This window comes from Pseudomonas helleri (assembly GCF_009600315.1).
In the GTDB taxonomy this organism is placed as follows: Bacteria; Pseudomonadota; Gammaproteobacteria; order Pseudomonadales; family Pseudomonadaceae; genus Aquipseudomonas; species Aquipseudomonas helleri_A.
Genome location: NZ_WIWC01000054.1, coordinates 1 through 16,669, shown reverse-complemented (window position 1 = coordinate 16,669; position 16,669 = coordinate 1). Strand labels below are relative to the sequence as shown.

15 protein-coding genes are annotated in these 16,669 nt (G+C 57.7%); 7 read left to right on the top strand and 8 right to left on the bottom strand.

All coding sequences use genetic code 11. The annotated features are described in order from the left end of the window. Positions 1-126 precede the first annotated feature (126 nt). Together quiC and GHN86_RS21440 are read left to right on the top strand one after the other, a co-directional pair. The gene (quiC, locus tag GHN86_RS21445) at positions 127-2,037 is read left to right on the top strand and encodes a 3-dehydroshikimate dehydratase QuiC (RefSeq protein ID WP_153379819.1); all 1,911 of its coding nucleotides are present in this window, start codon (positions 127-129) and stop codon (positions 2,035-2,037) included. Between the two features lie 87 nt (positions 2,038-2,124). Beyond that, the gene (locus tag GHN86_RS21440) at positions 2,125-2,796 is read left to right on the top strand and encodes a TetR/AcrR family transcriptional regulator (RefSeq protein ID WP_153379820.1); all 672 of its coding nucleotides are present in this window, start codon (positions 2,125-2,127) and stop codon (positions 2,794-2,796) included. A 130-nt stretch (positions 2,797-2,926) separates the two neighbouring features. Here the strand turns inward: GHN86_RS21440 and trmA are convergent, their stop codons facing one another. Together trmA and GHN86_RS21430 are read right to left on the bottom strand one after the other, a co-directional pair. Further along, on the bottom strand, positions 2,927-4,015 hold the full coding sequence (trmA, locus tag GHN86_RS21435) for a tRNA (uridine(54)-C5)-methyltransferase TrmA (protein ID WP_153387266.1): 1,089 nt from the start codon (positions 4,013-4,015) through the stop codon (positions 2,927-2,929). After that, positions 4,012-5,307, bottom strand: coding sequence for an NCS2 family permease (locus tag GHN86_RS21430; protein ID WP_153387264.1), 1,296 nt, complete (start codon positions 5,305-5,307; stop codon positions 4,012-4,014). Before GHN86_RS21430 ends, trmA begins: the two co-directional genes overlap by 4 nt. A gap of 210 nt (positions 5,308-5,517) precedes the next feature. Here GHN86_RS21430 and GHN86_RS21425 point away from each other — a divergent pair, with 210 nt between their 5' ends. Next, a complete protein-coding gene (locus GHN86_RS21425; RefSeq protein WP_153379826.1) occupies positions 5,518-5,955 on the top strand; it encodes a DUF4879 domain-containing protein in 438 nt (145 codons plus the stop codon). 40 nt (positions 5,956-5,995) lie between these two features. Beyond that, positions 5,996-6,541 carry a DJ-1 family glyoxalase III gene (locus tag GHN86_RS21420; protein ID WP_153379828.1) on the top strand — a complete coding sequence of 182 codons (546 nt, stop codon included), beginning with the start codon at positions 5,996-5,998 and terminating at the stop codon, positions 6,539-6,541. Between the two features lie 124 nt (positions 6,542-6,665). Here the strand turns inward: GHN86_RS21420 and GHN86_RS21415 are convergent, their stop codons facing one another. Then, a complete protein-coding gene (locus GHN86_RS21415) occupies positions 6,666-7,892 on the bottom strand; it encodes an MFS transporter (protein WP_153379830.1) in 1,227 nt (408 codons plus the stop codon). A 407-nt stretch (positions 7,893-8,299) separates the two neighbouring features. Here GHN86_RS21415 and GHN86_RS21410 point away from each other — a divergent pair, with 407 nt between their 5' ends. From GHN86_RS21410 to GHN86_RS21400, 3 genes are read left to right on the top strand one after another with little or no spacing between them, the layout of a single operon-like run. Then, positions 8,300-9,739, top strand: a complete 1,440-nt coding sequence (locus GHN86_RS21410; RefSeq protein WP_153379832.1) for a cytochrome ubiquinol oxidase subunit I — start codon at positions 8,300-8,302, stop codon at positions 9,737-9,739. 3 nt (positions 9,740-9,742) lie between these two features. Then, the gene (cydB, locus tag GHN86_RS21405; protein WP_153379834.1) at positions 9,743-10,750 is read left to right on the top strand and encodes a cytochrome d ubiquinol oxidase subunit II; all 1,008 of its coding nucleotides are present in this window, start codon (positions 9,743-9,745) and stop codon (positions 10,748-10,750) included. Between the two features lie 58 nt (positions 10,751-10,808). Next, the gene (locus GHN86_RS21400) at positions 10,809-10,976 is read left to right on the top strand and encodes a DUF2474 domain-containing protein (protein ID WP_122782260.1); all 168 of its coding nucleotides are present in this window, start codon (positions 10,809-10,811) and stop codon (positions 10,974-10,976) included. Positions 10,977-11,141: 165 nt separating this feature from the next. On the opposite strand, the gene yjiA is transcribed toward GHN86_RS21400, so the two are convergent. The 5 genes from yjiA to GHN86_RS21375 all read right to left on the bottom strand — a co-directional run bounded on the left by yjiA (position 11,142) and on the right by GHN86_RS21375 (position 16,539). Next, the gene (gene yjiA, locus GHN86_RS21395) at positions 11,142-12,110 is read right to left on the bottom strand and encodes a GTPase (RefSeq protein ID WP_153379836.1); all 969 of its coding nucleotides are present in this window, start codon (positions 12,108-12,110) and stop codon (positions 11,142-11,144) included. Positions 12,111-12,192: 82 nt separating this feature from the next. Beyond that, a complete protein-coding gene (locus tag GHN86_RS21390; protein ID WP_122785869.1) occupies positions 12,193-12,390 on the bottom strand; it encodes a YbdD/YjiX family protein in 198 nt (65 codons plus the stop codon). A 2-nt stretch (positions 12,391-12,392) separates the two neighbouring features. After that, entirely contained in the window at positions 12,393-14,459 is a 2,067-nt protein-coding gene (locus tag GHN86_RS21385; RefSeq protein ID WP_153379838.1) for a carbon starvation CstA family protein, read from the bottom strand. A 136-nt stretch (positions 14,460-14,595) separates the two neighbouring features. Continuing rightward, complete coding sequence (radA, locus tag GHN86_RS21380) at positions 14,596-15,963, bottom strand: DNA repair protein RadA (RefSeq protein WP_146384366.1); 1,368 nt, start codon at positions 15,961-15,963, stop codon at positions 14,596-14,598. Positions 15,964-16,008: 45 nt separating this feature from the next. Next, positions 16,009-16,539 carry an ankyrin repeat domain-containing protein gene (locus tag GHN86_RS21375; protein ID WP_153379840.1) on the bottom strand — a complete coding sequence of 177 codons (531 nt, stop codon included), beginning with the start codon at positions 16,537-16,539 and terminating at the stop codon, positions 16,009-16,011. Positions 16,540-16,669: the final 130 nt, after the last annotated feature.

Genomic DNA, 16,669 nt, shown 5'->3' with positions numbered 1-16,669 from the left:
ACAGGGCATAGTGTTCGATAATCGCACGTAAAACTAACCGGATGGTACACAGTGATTGCTCAATAATAGAGCGCCCTTAATAATCAGGCTATCTACAAATGCCGTCGTCTAGCCAGGGAGTTACAAATGAAGCGCTCTATCGCCACTGTTTCATTGAGCGGGACGCTGCCGGAGAAGCTGGACGCCATCGCGGCGGCGGGTTTTGACGGGGTCGAAATCTTCGAGAATGACCTGCTGTATTACGACGGCAGCCCGCGTGAAGTACGCCAGATGTGTGCTGATCTGGGGCTGGCCATCAGCCTGTTCCAGCCTTTCCGTGACTTTGAAGGCTGCCGCCGTGATCGGTTGGCGCGCAACCTGGATCGCGCCGAGCGCAAGTTTGATTTGATGCAGGAATTGGGCACTGATCTGGTGTTGGTGTGCAGTAACGCGGCCGCCGATTCAGTGGGTGACCGGCAAATTCTGCTGGATGACCTGAGCCTGCTGGCCGAGCGGGCTGGCGCGCGCGACCTGCGCATTGGTTACGAAGCGCTGGCGTGGGGGCGCCACGTCAACACGTGGCAACAGGTCTGGGATTTGGTTCGCCACATCGACCACCCGAATCTGGGTGTGTTGCTCGACAGCTTCCACACCTTGTCGCTCAAGGGCGATCCCAGTGCAATTGCGCAGATCCCTGGTGACAAAATCTTCTTTGTGCAAATGGCTGACGCGCCGATTCTGGCAATGGATGTGCTGGAGTGGAGTCGCCATTTCCGCTGTTTTCCGGGGCAGGGCGAGTTCGACTTGCCGGGCTTTTTGGCACCCATCATTGAAAGTGGCTACACCGGGCCGTTATCGCTGGAAATCTTCAACGACGGTTTTCGCGCCGCACCTGTGCGTGCCAATGCGGCAGACGGGTTCCGTTCGTTGCTGTACCTCGAAGAGAAAACCCGCGAGCGGCTGCTTCAACAGGCCGCCCCGGCGCCCGTCCTTGAGCCGCTGTTCGCGCCACCCAAGGCCAGCGACTACGACGGCATCGAGTTTCTCGAATTCGCCGTGGACGAAAGTCAGGGCGCCAAACTGACCCACTGGCTGGAGCGTCTGGGGTTCAGCAAAGTGGGGCAGCATCGCTCGAAAAATGTCAGTTTGCTGCGTCAGGGCGACATTAATCTGATCCTCAATGCCGAGCCGTATTCGTTTGCGCATAACTTCTTTGAGGCTCACGGCCCTTCGTTGTGTGCCACGGCGATACGGGTGCAAGACAGTGCCAGCGCCTTGGCGCGGGCGGTGGCGTATAAAGGTCAGCCTTACCGTGGATTGGTTGGCCCCAATGAGCTGGAGCTGGCGGCCGTGCGTGCGCCTGATGGCAGCCTGATTTATCTGGTGGATAAAGACGCCGCTGGTAAACCGTTCTACGAGTCGGACTTCAACTTGAACGCCGCGTCTACACCGCAGGCCGGGCTTAAGCGTATCGACCATATGGCGATGGCGTTGCCGGCGGACAGCCTCGACAGTTGGGTGCTGTTTTACAAAAGCCTGCTCGATTTTGAGGCGGACGATGAAGTGGTGTTGCCCGACCCTTACGGTCTGGTCAAAAGCCGTGCGCTGCGTAGCCGATGCAGCTCGATCCGTTTGCCGCTCAACATTTCCGAGAATAGAAACACGGCCATTTCCCATGCCTTGTCGAGTTATCGCGGCTCGGGCGTACACCACATTGCGTTTGAATGCGATGACCTGTTTGCCGAAGTCAGCCGTGCCAAAGAGGCGGGCGTGCCGTTATTGGACATCCCGCTCAACTACTACGATGACTTGGCGGCCCGTTTCGATTTTGATGATGAGTTTTTGAGCGAGTTGGCCTATTACAACGTGTTGTATGACCGTGATGCCAATGGCGGCGAGTTGTTCCATGTGTATACCGAACCGTTTGAAGGGCGATTCTTTTTCGAGCTGTTACAGCGCAAAAACGGCTATGCCGGTTATGGTGCGGCCAACGTGGCGGTGCGTTTGGCAGCGATGGCCAAATCACGCAGTGGCGCCGCTCGCCAGGCCAAGTTGTAACGGCATGGGCTCATACGATTGGCGTCTTCCTTCGCGGGTCGGGGCGGCCCATAATCGCCGCCATCTTTCGATGGCCGTGAGCCTCCAATGACCTCAATACCAGAACCCGACGCGCAGGCTGCGGCAGCCGAGCCGCGTAAAGGGCGTAAAAACAACCCGGAAAAGACCCGGGGAAATATCCTTCAGGAAGCCTTGGTGGAGTTTGTCCAGCAGGGTTTATCCGGTGCCCGGGTAGACGCCATCGCCGAGCGTACCCGCACCTCCAAGCGCATGATCTATTACTACTTCACCAGTAAAGAGCAGCTCTACGTTGAGGTTCTGGAGAAGTTGTACGGAGACATCCGGGGCATTGAGAGTCAGATGCCACTGGACGAGCTTGAGCCGGTGCAAGCGATCCATCGACTGGTGGAATTCACCTTCGACCATCACGATCAGCATGTTGATTTTGTGCGGATGGTCAGTGTCGAAAACATCCACAAGGGCGAGTACATCAAGCGTTCGGAAGGGATCAAGGCGACTAACGACACGATTGTGCAGGCGCTTGACGGGATATTGCGCAGAGGCGTTGAACAGGGTGTTTTTCGGGCAGGGCTTAATGCGCTGGACGTACACCTGCTGGTCAGTTCGTTCTGTTTTTATCGGGTGTCAAACCGCTATACGCTGGGTGAGATATTCCAGATCGACCTGTCGGATGATCAGATCAAACAGCGTCATCGGGAGATGATCTGTGATTCGGTGTTGCGCTATTTAAAAGCTTAAGAGCAAACCCTCACCCTAGCCCTCTCCCTGAGGGAGAGGGGACTTAAAGCAGACCGCACGCGATTTCAAAATCACCACAAATAAGCTCCCTCTCCCTCTGGGAGAGGGTTGGGGTGAGGGTAGCGGTTGCTTACCGACGAACCAGCAATACACCCGATTCCATGTGATGAATCCACGGAAACTGGTCAAACACAGCGCAACGCTCGATACGGTGCGTATCGTGCAGTTGAGCGATGTTTTCGGCCAATGTCAGCGGATTACACGAAATATACAGAATATTGTCAAAACGACGGGTCAGCTCGCACGTGTCCGGGTCCATGCCCGCGCGCGGCGGGTCAACGAACACGCTGCCAAATTCGTAGCCCTTGAGGTCAACTCCCTGCAAGCGACGGAACGGACGCACGTCGTTCAACGCTTCGGTCAATTCCTCCGCTGACAACCGCACCAGCGTGACGTTATCCACAGCGTTATCGCGCAGGTTATTGAGCGCAGCATTCACCGAGGTCTTGCTGATCTCCGTGGCCAGCACGTTGCGCACTCGGGTCGCCAGCGGCAGGGTGAAGTTGCCATTGCCGCAATACAGCTCCAGCAAATCATCCGAACGCTCGCCCAGTGCTTCGTACGCCCAGTTGAGCATTTTCTGGTTGACCGTGCCGTTGGGCTGGGTAAACGCGCCTTCAGGCTGTTGATAAGTGAAGGTGCGACCTGCCACGTCCAGCTTCTCGACCACATAATCGCGGCCAATCACTGTGCGCTTGCCTTTGGAGCGGCCAATCACGCTGATGTCCAGGTCTTTGGCCAATTGCTCGGCAGCGGTGTGCCAATGCTCGTCCAGCGGGCGGTGATAGCACAGAGTGACCATCGCATCGCCCGCCAGCGTGGTCTGGAACTCCACCTGAAACAGTTTATGGCTCAGAGCCGCGCAGGCTTGCCATGCCGCCTTGAGCTGCGGCATCAGTTGATTGATGCGCAGGCTGGCAATCGGGAAGTCTTCGATCAGGATCGGCGTACGCTTGTCGTCTTGAGCAAACATCGCATAGTGACGCTCGCCGCCTTCGCGCCACAGGCGGAATTCGGCACGCAGGCGAAAGTGCTTCAGCGGTGAGTCGAACACCAAAGGCTCAGGGGCATCAAACGGCGCCAACAACTCGCGCAAACGATTGGCCTTGGCCTCCAGCTCAATGGCGTAGGTAGCAGCATCAAACGACAAAGCACTCATGCTGGGAACCAACCTAGTTTGACTACAAACAGAATCGACAGAATCACCAGCGGCGCATTTAGCTCGCGCGCACGGCCCGACAGCAACTTGATCACCGTCCAGGAAATAAAGCCGAAGGCGATGCCGCTAGCGATGGAGTAGGTGAACGGCATCGCCAGTGCGGTGATGACCACCGGCGCGGCTACGGTGATGTCTTCCCAGTCGATTTCAGCCAGGCCACTCATCATCAGTACGGCCACGAACATCAACGCGGGGGCGGTCGCAAAAGCGGGAACGCTGGCCGCCAGTGGCGAGAAGAACAACGCCAGCAGGAACATGATGCCGACCACGATAGCGGTCAGACCGGTACGGCCACCGGCGCTCACGCCCGCTGCCGACTCGATGTAGCTGGTGGTGGTCGAGGTGCCCAGCAACGAACCGGCCATGGCCGCGGTGCTGTCAGCGATCAGGGCACGGCCCATTTTCGGCATGTGCCCGTCTTTGCCCATCAGGCCAGCACGCTTGGCAACACCGATCAGGGTGCCCGAGTTGTCGAACAGGTCAACGAACAGGAAGGCGAAGATCACGCTGATCAGGCCAACGTCCAATGCACCTTTAATGTCCAGTTGCAGGAAGGTCGGCGCCAGAGACGGTGGCATCGACACCACGCCACCAAACTCGGTCACGCCCATCAGAATCGAAACAATGGTCACGGCCAAAATGCCGATCAGCACGGCGCCGCGCATTTTCAGGGCTTCAAGGGCGACGATCAGGGCAAAGCCGAGGGACGCGAGAACCACTTTAGGCTGGGTCAGATCGCCCATGCCCACCAATGTGGCGTTGTTGGCAACAACAATCCCGGCGTTATGCAAGGCGATCAGTGCCAGGAACAGGCCGATACCGGCCGCAATGGCTGAGCGCAGCGGCAACGGGATGCTGTTGATGATCCATTCGCGGATACGAAAGATCGACAACAGGAAGAACAGCACCGCCGAAATAAACACCGCACCCAACGCCACTTGCCAGGTGTGGCCCATATGCAGCACCACGGTGTAGGTGAAAAAGGCGTTCAGGCCCATACCCGGCGCGAGGGCAATCGGGTAGTTGGCGATCAGGCCCATGACGGCGGAGCCAATAGCGGCCGCCAGACAGGTGGCCACAAAGACCGCGCCTTTATCCATGCCTGTTTCACCCAGAATGCTCGGGTTCACAAACAGGATGTAGGCCATCGCCAGAAACGTGGTGATACCCGCAAGTATCTCGGTGCGCACGTTGGTATTGTGTGCCTTGAGTTGAAACAGCCTTTCCAGCATGCCAGTCCCCGTGGCGCCCAATGCGCCGTAATTAAATCGTTTTCAACAGCAAAGCACAGACCTCTTGGATCTGAAGATTATCTGTCGCTCGGAAAAAGCCGCGCATCATACCAGCAGCGTGGGCGTCTGGCTGCCTTGGTTACCCCAGCGGGCGATGTTTTGTAACGAGCAGGGCACAGGCATACTGCGTGCCAAGTTTCAGGGGGATTTATGAAGCGTATTTTTATTCATGTTTTTGCTTTTTTCAGCCTGTTGGCCAGTGTCGCGCTAAACGCCGCGCCTGCGATGCCGTTGAGTGCCGTAGAAATTCTCAAAGTGGTGTCGCGAACCTGCGCCATAGAGGACGTTTCCGACGCTCGCGAGCAAACCCGATGCAACCACGATGGCCCGAATATCAAGGTGTATGTGCTGGAGCGGGGCTATGGTGGCCAGCCAAATGTGACGCTCAATGGCCAGAAAATCGACGGTGTTCGTGCCCCTGTCTGCAACCGGGGTTCGGGGCTGGATGATTGTCAGCGGGGGGGAACCACCACGGGTTACCTGTATACCTTCGATCTGGGTAACAAAAATGAGGGCTGGTTCGAGTTCAGTAACACCTCATTGGTGCCGCCGCACAATCGACTGGCTGCGCGGCTGTTTATAAAGTGAAGCTGGCCTAAGCTCACAAGACCTCTGTGTGAGAACGCTTATGACCTCTAGAGCCCTGATACCGGTAGCTGAAGGTGTTGATGACCTGCAAACGGTGACGTTGATCGATGTGCTGCGTCGCGCTGAAATCGAAGTGGTGGTCGCCAGTGTCGAAGGGCGGCGCATGCTGACCTGCGCCCGGGGTACACGCTTGACGGCGGATGGCATGTTGGTCGATCTGCTGGCGCAGCCGTTTGACTTGATTGTCTTGCCGGGTGGCGTGGTGGGGTGTGAGCACTTGGCGGCGCATCAGCCATTGATGCAAATGATCAAGGAGCAAGCGCGGGCGGGTCGCTTTTATGCAGCCATTGCTCAGGCTCCCGTCTTGGTATTGCAGGCAAGCGGGGTGCTTAAAGGGCGGCGCATGACCTGCAGTGAATCGGTGAGCGACCAACTCGTGGGGTGTAACTACGTTGACCAGCCCGTGGTGGTCGATGGCAACTGCATCACGGCGCAAGGGTCGGCGGCGGCACTAAACTTTGCCCTGGCGCTGGTGGAGCAACTGTGCGGCAAAGCCCGGCGTAATGCCCTGCAAGCCCGACTTTGAAGGCCCTGCTCCCGCGTAGCAGCTGCCGAAGGCTGCGTTCGGCGACGCAGTCGTCGTAAAGTCACCAACGTGTGCGATCGCTTCGCAATCGGACGCAGCCTTCGGCAGCTGCTACGAGAGGGGGCTACTTTTTAGCGGGCTCCACCATCCGGTCGCGGTTGGCCAACCCAGGGAACAGTTTTATCCACAGCCCCGTGACCACCAGCGTACCGACCCCACCGAGCACTACGGCGGGTACAGTGCCTAGCCAATGCGCCGTCACCCCGGATTCAAACTCGCCCAGTTGATTGGATGCACCGATAAACAGCCCGTTGACGGCGCTGACGCGGCCGCGCATTTCATCCGGGGTCTCCAGCTGCACAAATGAGGCGCGGATTACCATGCTGATCATGTCTGCCGCGCCCAGTACCACCAATACGGCCAGCGAAAACCAGAACGACGTCGACAGCCCGAAGGCGATGGTGGCGACTCCGAATATGCCCACAGCGGTAAACATGACGCGCCCCACCTTGCGGTACACCGGGAAGCGGGCCAGCCATACGGACATCAACAAAGCACCAACCGCCGGGGCCGAGCGCAACATGCCCAGACCCCAAGGGCCGGTGAGCAGGATGTCTTTGGCAAACACCGGCAGCAGGGCCGTCGCGCCGCCCAGCAGTACCGCAAACAAATCAAGAGAGATCGCACCGAGGACGTCCGGGCGGCTGCGAATAAAACGAATGCCCGCCAGCAGCGAGTCCAGCGTGGCCTTGCCTTTATTAAGCGGTAGCTGACGCGCGGGCAAGGTGCTCATCAGCAGGGCTGCAATCAGGTACAGCGCCACGCTAGGGCCATACACCCACACGCTGCCAAACGCATACAACAACCCGCCAAACGCGGGCGCCACAATGGTGGCCGACTGTTGCGCAGCCTGCGCCGCGGCCACAGCACGCGGGAACAGTTCGACCGGCACGATCGAGGGCAATAACGCTTGGGTCGCGGGCATCTCAAAGGAGCGAGCCGCGCCTAATGCAAAGGCCAGGGCAAAGATCAGTTCGCGGGAGATGTGGTCGGTTGCACTGCTGAGCGCCAACGTCAGCGCGATCATGGCTTGCAGTGACTGGCACAGGGCGGCCACTTTGCGCCGGTCATAGCGATCAGCCACATGCCCGGTGTGCAACATAAATAGAAGACGTGGCGCGAACTCAATCAAACCGACCCAACCCAGGTCCATCACGTTGCCGGTCAGCTGGTAGAGGTTCCAGCCAATGGCCACGGTCAGCATTTGAAAGGCACTGGCGGTGAAAATACGGGCAAACCAGAAGGCCACAAACGGCCGGTGGTGACGGAGCAAAAGAGGCTGGCTGGTCATTGGAAACATCGTGGCAATGGGCGGGGTCGGTCGAGATTATCATTTTTATGTAACAAACAATGACTTGTATCGGTCGTACATAAAACGCCGATTCTGGGGCTGGAAAATACTCTGCAATTTGCGCTTTTACTGTTCCTGCAACGGTCTATTTCAAGGCCTGGGGCAACCTGTCACGCGACAACAAACCACATTAGCGCGTGGCCGATATTGGACTACTCTTGCTTCAATGCTTGATCCAGATCAAAACCTTTTTTGAGGTTTTCTGGAGTGGCCAGACGGCCAGAACCCTTTGTGTACTGGTTCAAGAGAGCGAAGCCTCATTCGCCATGACCATCGCCCGCTGGGCAGTTGGATTCCGGCGTCCTGCCGGTGTCCTGAACGACCTGATACCTGATAGAGGAAGACTTATGTTCGGTTTGGAGGCTCTCGATCTCGCCCGAATTCAGTTCGCGTTTACCGTGTCGTTTCACATTCTATTTCCCGCCATTACCATCGGTCTCGCCAGTTATCTCATGGTGCTCGAAGGCATGTGGCTGAAAACCCGTGACGATACCTACCGTGATCTGTACCACTTTTGGTCGAAGATATTTGCAGTCAACTTTGGGATGGGCGTGGTGTCCGGCCTGGTCATGGCGTATCAGTTCGGCACGAACTGGTCACGTTTCTCTGACTTCGCGGGGGCAGTGACCGGGCCTTTGTTGACGTACGAAGTACTCACCGCATTCTTCCTTGAAGCCGGTTTTCTGGGCGTCATGCTGTTCGGCTGGAACCGCGTTGGTCGTGGCATGCACTTCTTTTCGACCATCATGGTCGCTGTCGGCACGCTGATCTCGACCTTCTGGATTCTGGCGTCCAACAGCTGGATGCAGACGCCACAAGGCTTTGAAATCATCGATGGCCGAGTGATTCCGGTGGACTGGCTGGCGGTGATTTTCAACCCGTCCTTCCCGTACCGACTGGCGCACATGGCAACCGCAGCCTTCGTGGCAACGGCCTTCTTTGTAGGGGCGTCGGCGGCCTGGCACTTGTTGCGCGGGCGTAACACGCCCACGATTCGCCGCATGTTTTCGATGGCCATGTGGATGGCCCTGGTGGTTGCGCCTGTGCAAGCCTTCATCGGTGATGCACATGGTCTGAACACGCTGAAATATCAGCCGGTGAAAATTGCCGCCATTGAAGGTCACTGGGAAAACAAACCCGGAGAGCCTAGCCCGCTGATTCTGTTCGGCATCCCGAACATGAAAACCGAAACCACGGACTACAAGATCGAGGTGCCTTATTTGGGCAGCCTGATCCTGACCCACAGTCTGGATGAACAAATCCCGGCCATGAAAGACTTCCCGGCTGCGGACCGTCCGAACTCGACCATCGTGTTCTTTACCTTCCGCATCATGGTTGCCTTGGGCATGTTGATGATCTTCGTCGGCCTGTGGAGCCTGTGGTTGCGTAAACGCGGCACGCTGTATGAAAACCGTCACTTCTTGCGGCTGGTGCTGTGGATGGGACCTTCGGGCCTGATCGCCATTCTGGCAGGCTGGTTCACCACTGAAATCGGCCGTCAGCCGTGGGTGGTGTACGGGTTGATGCGCACCGCAGATGCCTCGTCCAACCATAGCGTTACGCAGATGAGCGTCACTCTGATCTTGTTTGTGCTGGTGTACTTCTCGCTGTTCGGTGTGGGTCTGGGTTACATGATGCGTCTGGTGCGCAAAGGCCCTGTTACCCATGAAGGTGACGAACATAACGAAGGTGGGCCAGGTCAGCCGCGCACGCCTGCACGTCCTCTTTCTGCTGCCCATGAGGGTACAGAAGAAGGCCATAGCGACAGCCTGCCTAAGGGGAATTGAGTCATGGGAATTGATCTGCCACTTATCTGGGCAATCATCATCATCTTCGGCGTCATGATGTACGTGGTCATGGATGGCTTCGATCTCGGCATCGGCATCCTCTTCCCCTTTATCAAGGGCGAGAAAGACCGTGACGTGATGATGAACACCGTTGCGCCTGTGTGGGACGGCAACGAAACCTGGTTGGTTCTGGGCGGTGCCGCACTGTTTGGCGCCTTCCCGCTGGCCTACTCAGTCATCTTGTCGGCGTTGTACATGCCGTTGATTTTAATGCTGTTGGGCTTGATCTTTCGCGGTGTAGCCTTTGAGTTTCGCTTCAAGGCCCGTGCCGAGAAGCGTCATATCTGGGACATGTCGTTCATTGGCGGTTCGCTGGTGGCCACGTTCTTTCAGGGCGTGGCGCTGGGGGCCTTCATTGATGGCATCCCGGTGGTCAGTCGCCAGTATGCGGGAGGTGGGCTCGACTGGTTAACGCCGTTCTCGGTGTTCTGCGGCCTCGCACTGATCGTGGCGTATGCCTTGCTCGGCTGCACCTGGTTGATCATGAAAACCGAAGGGCCACTGCAAGCGAGCATGCACAAGCTGGGCAAACCGCTGGCGCTGGCGTTGCTGGTGATCATGGGCGTTGTCAGCCTGTGGACTCCGCTGACCCATGCCGACATTGCCGCACGCTGGTTCACCTTGCCTAACCTGTTCTGGTTCTTGCCGGTGCCGATTCTGGTATTGGTCACCCTGTACGGACTGATCAAGGCGATTGCCCGCAATGCTCACTACACGCCGTTTCTGCTGACGCTGGTGCTGGTCTTCCTGGGGTACAGCGGTTTGGGCATCAGCCTGTGGCCGAACATCATCCCGCCATCGATCTCCATCTGGGATGCTGCGGCACCGCCGCAAAGTCAGGGCTTTATGCTGGTCGGGACCTTGTTCATCATCCCGTTCATTCTGGGTTACACCTTCTGGAGCTACTACGTATTCCGCGGGAAAGTGACCCACGAAGACGGCTACCACTAGTCGTACGTGCCGCTGCGGCCTGAGGGTCGCAGCCTTTTCCCCAAGAGGAGGCCTGAACATGGCTGGCAAGGATTATCTGAACGAAGTGCAAGAAGCCGAGAAAAAGCCACTGTGGCAACGCATTGGCTGGTTGGTACTGATCTGGACGGCCAGTGTGGCGAGTCTGTTTGTATTTGCCATGCTGATCCGGCTGTTCATGACTGCGGCGGGGATGAAGAGCCACTGACATTTTTGTCAATTAAAAGCCCCTCACCCTAACCCTCTCCCAGAGGGAGAGGGGACTAAAGGCAAAAGCAAATCAGCCCCCTCCAGAGGGAGAGGGGACTAAAGGCAAAAGCAAATCAGCTCCCTCTCCCTCCGGGAGAGGGTTGGGGTGAGGGCCGGTCGCGACTCAACCCTCCAACCGTGCAAATCCCTCGCGAATTTTGGTCTCCGGCAAGTCATCGGCAATAAATACCATCACGCTTTCACGGGGCTCACCCTCGGCCCACTCGGTGTCCCAGTCAAAGCCGTAAAGCTTGAGCACGCCCTGAAACACCAACCGCCGATCCTCGCCAGCAATATTAAGCACGCCCTTGTATCGCAATAATTGCTGACCGTGCTCCTCCAGCAGCTCATTCATAAACGCGCTGAGGCTGTCGATGTCCAACGGCGTGTCAGTGCGCAACACCAGACTGGAAATCCGGTCGGCGCTCTTCGCCGGCTGCACCGGGCGCAAGCTCAGTCCACCGCCCAAATCCGCGTTGAGGTTAAACCCTCGCACATCCAGTAACTCAGCCAAATCAATCCGGCCATGCTCTACCACCCGAATCGGTGCTCGCCGATTGATCCGGGTCAGGCGCTCGCACAGCGCATCAAATGTGGCGTCATCCACCAGATCCCGCTTGCTCACCAACAGCCGGTCAGCAAAGCCAATCTGCGCCTGGGCGATGGTTTGCTGCAGATGGATATCGGCGTGAGCGGCGTCCACCAAGGTGATAATGCCGTCCAGCAGGTAACGCTCACGCAGTTCTTCATCAATAAAAAACGTCTGCGCCACAGGCGCCGGATCAGCCAGTCCGGTGCACTCAATGACCAGTCGATCAAAGGCGATTTCACCACTGTCCAGCCGTTCAAGCAGCAGGTACAGCGCCTTGGTCAAGTCGGTATGGATGGTGCAGCACACGCACCCATTGGATAAGGTCATGACCTGCACGGGTTCATCACCGAGCAACTGAGTGTCGATACCCGCATCGCTGAATTCGTTTTCGATCACGGCGATTTTCAGCCCGTGCTCAGCCTTGAGCAGATGGCGCAACAAGGTGGTTTTACCGGCCCCCAAAAAGCCGCTGAGAATGGTGACGGGGATTGGAGAGGACATGCAGAGGTCTCCCGAACAGCAGAAATAAAAATGGGAGCAGACTGGCTGCTCCCACCGTTGTCAGCTAACCCGATTTATCGGGTTAACAACATTTTGGCCCACCCTTGCCGCCGTAACGTGCTTCCTGACGCTCTCGAAAGAACGCTTCGTAGCTCATCACCGGCTTGTCCGGGTGCTTGGTTTTCATGTGCTCGACGTAGTTGTCGTAGTCGGGCATGCCGACCATCAGGCGGGCAGCCTGACCGAGGTATTTACCGAGGCGACTCAGGTCATTGAACATGTTCAGGCGTCCGGAATGGTGTGGTACGGGGCTTCTTTATCCGTACGCTCTTTGGTGCCCCACGAGGCAACACCGACTTTGATCGCAAAGAACAGAATGCTGAACACCACGAACAGAAACAGCACGGTCAAACCGGCGTTGGTGTAGGCGTTGATGATCACGTGTTGCATCTGGTCGATGTTTTTCGCCGGAGCAATCACTTGGCCGGCATCCAGCGCCGTGCTGTATTTCTTGGCCAGGGCCAGGAAACCCACCGCCGGGTTGGCGTCGAACAGTTTGATAAAGCCTGCCACCGTGGTGCAGATCAGCAGCCACACGGCAGGCAACATGGTCACCCAGATGTAGCGCTGGCGTTTCATTTTGATCAGCACAACCGTGGCCAGCATCAGCGCAATGCCCGCAAGCATCTGGTTGGAGATACCGAACAATGGCCACAAGGTGTTGATGCCGCCCAATGGATCAATCACGCCTTGATACAGCAAGTAACCCCACATGGCGACACACAGGCCCGTTGCCAGCAGGTTGGCTGGCCACGACTCGGTGCGCTTAAGGGCAGGCACAAAGCTGCCCAGCAGGTCTTGCAGCATAAAGCGCCCGGCACGGGTGCCAGCGTCAACGGCGGTCAGGATGAACAAGGCTTCAAACAGAATGGCGAAGTGATACCAGAAAGCCATGGTGTTTTCACCCGGCAACACGTTGTGCAGGATCTGTGCGATACCCACAGCCAGTGTCGGGGCGCCGCCTGCGCGGGCCAGAACAGTGGTTTCACCAATGTCATGGGCCAATGCAGTCAGGGCATCCGGGGTAATGGCAAAGCCCCAACTGCTCACCGTTTGTGCGACGGTGACCACATCACCGCCAACAATCGCGGCAGGGCTGTTCATGGCGAAGTACACCCCCGGCTCGATCACCGAAGCAGCAACCATTGCCATGATGGCCACAAACGATTCCATCAACATGCCGCCGTAACCGATGTAACGGGCGTTGGTTTCGTTATCCAGCAGTTTGGGCGTTGTGCCTGAGGCAATCAGGGCATGGAAGCCCGACACTGCGCCGCAGGCAATGGTGATAAACAGGAACGGAAACAGGCCGCCTTTCCAGACCGGGCCAGTGCCGTCTGTGAATTGGGTCAGTGCCGGCATTTTCAGTTCGGGCATGGTGACCAGAATGCCGATGGCCAACGCCACGATGGTGCCGATTTTAAGGAAGGTCGACAGGTAGTCACGCGGAGCCAGTACCAGCCACACCGGCAGTACGGCCGCGACAAAGCCGTAACCGATCAGCATCCAGGTGATTTGCGTGCCGGTGAAGGTGAACACATGAGCCCAGTCCGGGCTGGCTGCAATCTGGCCCCCCAGCCAAATGGAGCCCAGCAACAGCAGCACACCGACAATCGAGATTTCACCGATGCGGCCCGGGCGGATGTAGCGCATGTAAATGCCCATGAACATCGCGATCGGGATGGTCGCCATCACCGTGAACATGCCCCACGGGCTTTCAGCCAGAGCCTTGACCACAATCAGCGCGAGCACCGCGAGGATGATGATCATGATCAGGAAGCAGCCGAACAGCGCGATGGTGCCGGGAATCTTGCCCATCTCCTCGCGCACCATGTCACCCAGGGAGCGACCGTTGCGGCGGGTGGACATGAACAGCACCATGAAATCCTGCACAGCACCGGCCAGTACAACACCGGCGATCAGCCAGAGCGTGCCTGGCAAGTAGCCCATTTGCGCGGCCAATACCGGCCCGACCAAAGGCCCGGCTCCGGCGATTGCCGCAAAGTGGTGACCGAACAGAATGTGTTTGTTGGTCGGCACATAGTCCAGACCGTCGTTATTGACCACCGCAGGCGTTGCCCGCAACGGGTCCAGCTGCATCACTTTAGTAGCGATGAACAGGCTGTAATAACGATAGGCAACCAGATAGATGGCAACCGCTGCTACCACGATCCACAAGGCGTTGATCGCCTCGCCCCGGCGCAATGCCACTACGCCAAGGGCGCAGGCTCCTACAATTGCCAGCACCAGCCACGGGATGTGGCGGAGCAGGCTATTTTTATTATTCATTTTTATATTCCGGCCAGTTGGACAAGAAGGACTGCTTCTGGAGTTTAGCGCTCTCAGCACTAAAGACCACCCCCTGACGTTGGTCTAGAGCCTTCTTTTGCGGATTTTCGGTAGGCCGCGCTGCACATCCCAACCGTTATTCGAACAAAGCATCCAGTGCCTGTTCCAGACGCGTCACGCCAATGACTTTAAGGCCCGGTGGTGATTCTTTGGGGGCGTTGCCTTTAGGCACGATGGCGCGTTTGAAACCATGCTTGGCCGCTTCTTTCAGGCGTTCTTGCCCGCTGGGCACGGGCCGCACTTCACCGGAGAGGCCGACTTCGCCAAAGACCAGCAAGTCATGAGGCAGCGGTTTGTTGCGCAAGCTGGACATGACAGCGGCCATCAACGCCAGGTCAGAAGCTGTTTCGAGCACCTTGACCCCGCCCACCACGTTAAGGAACACATCTTGATCGTGGGTCGGAATGCCGCCGTGACGGTGCAAAACGGCCAGCAACATGGCCAGGCGGTTTTGGTCCAACCCCAAGGTCACGCGGCGCGGGTTGGACATATGGCTGTCATCGACCAGCGCCTGCACTTCGACCAGCATGGGCCGCGTGCCTTCCCACGTGGCCATGACCACGCTACCCGGCACTTCTTCTTGAGCGCGGGTGAGAAAAATCGCGGATGGGTTGGAGACTTCTTTCAAGCCTTTATCGGTCATGCCGAACACGCCAAGTTCGTTGACGGCACCGAAACGGTTTTTCACCGCCCGCAGTAAACGCAAACGACCGTCAGACTCGCCTTCGAAATAGAGCACGGTATCGACCATGTGCTCCAGCACGCGTGGCCCGGCCAGTGCGCCTTCTTTGGTCACATGGCCCACCAGGAAAATCGCCGTGCCGCTGGACTTGGCGTAGCGCACCAGCAACGCCGCACTTTCACGCACTTGAGAGACACCACCGGGTGCCGATTGCAGCTGTTCGGTGAAGATGGTTTGAATCGAGTCGATCACCATGACCTTGGGCTTTTCCAGCTTCGCCGTGGCAATAATGCTTTCGATACAGGTCTCGGTCATGACTTTGAGTTTGTCTTGTGGCAACCCCAGACGCCGGGCACGCATGGCCACTTGCTGTTGAGATTCCTCACCCGTCACGTACAGCGCCGGCATGCGGGTGGCCATGTGACACAAGGTTTGCAGCAGAATGGTCGACTTACCGATACCGGGGTCGCCGCCGATCAGCACCACCGAGCCATCCACCAGGCCGCCACCGAGCACTCGATCCAGTTCGCCGGAGGCGGTGGAGAAGCGTGGCAGTTCTTCGATGCTGACTTCGGCCAGGGTTTTGAGCTGTGCCTGTTGTCCGGTCCAGCCGGTGCGCCCGCTGGGTGGCGCGGCAGCGCCGCTTTCTACAACGGTTTCGACCAAGGTGTTCCAAACGCCACACTCGCCGCATTGCCCGGCCCATTTGGGAAAGGTAGCGCCGCACTCGGTGCAGCCGTATATGCGCTTTGGCTTGGCCATGTGAACTCCACGGAAAAACCGCGATGATAGCCCACCTGCTGGTGATCAGTGCGACGCAGGCATGCGGATTTCGCCATTAACCAGCCGGGCGGCACTGTTGCCCACGGCATCTTCGGCATTCAGGTCGGCGCCCTTGCGGGTCAAATCGTTGAGCAGTTCTACCCGTTTGAACAGGCCTGCATACATGGCGGCGGTCTGCCCGGCACCATTGCGTTGATCGGGATTGCAGTCGGTGGCCAACAATCGTCGGGCGATTTTCAGCTCACCTTTGAAAATGGCGCCCATCAGGGCGGTGTTACCGCGTTTGTCTTGAACACAGGCGTTGGCACCGGCGTTCAGAAGTTGCTCTACCGTCTTACCCTGACCGTTGTAGGCCGCGAGGATCAGCGCGGTGTAGCCTTTGTCGTCTTGAACATCGAGCGGGTAGTGGGAGGCGATAAAGGTATCAAGCATCTCCACATCGCCTCGGCGGGCGGCGTCGAAGTAGTGTGTTTTTAATTGGGTGGGGACATCGGGTTCGTCTGCAAGGGTCAGGCCGCTGACGAGCAGCAGGGCCAGGGAAAGAAAAATGTTCATGTTGAGTTACCTGTCAATTGCCGGATCAAAAGCCCCTCACCCTAGCCCTCTCTCTGTATGGACCGGGGACATCGCGAACAGAATGTTCGGAGACATAGCGAACACTTTTTAATACGACACATTGAGCCCT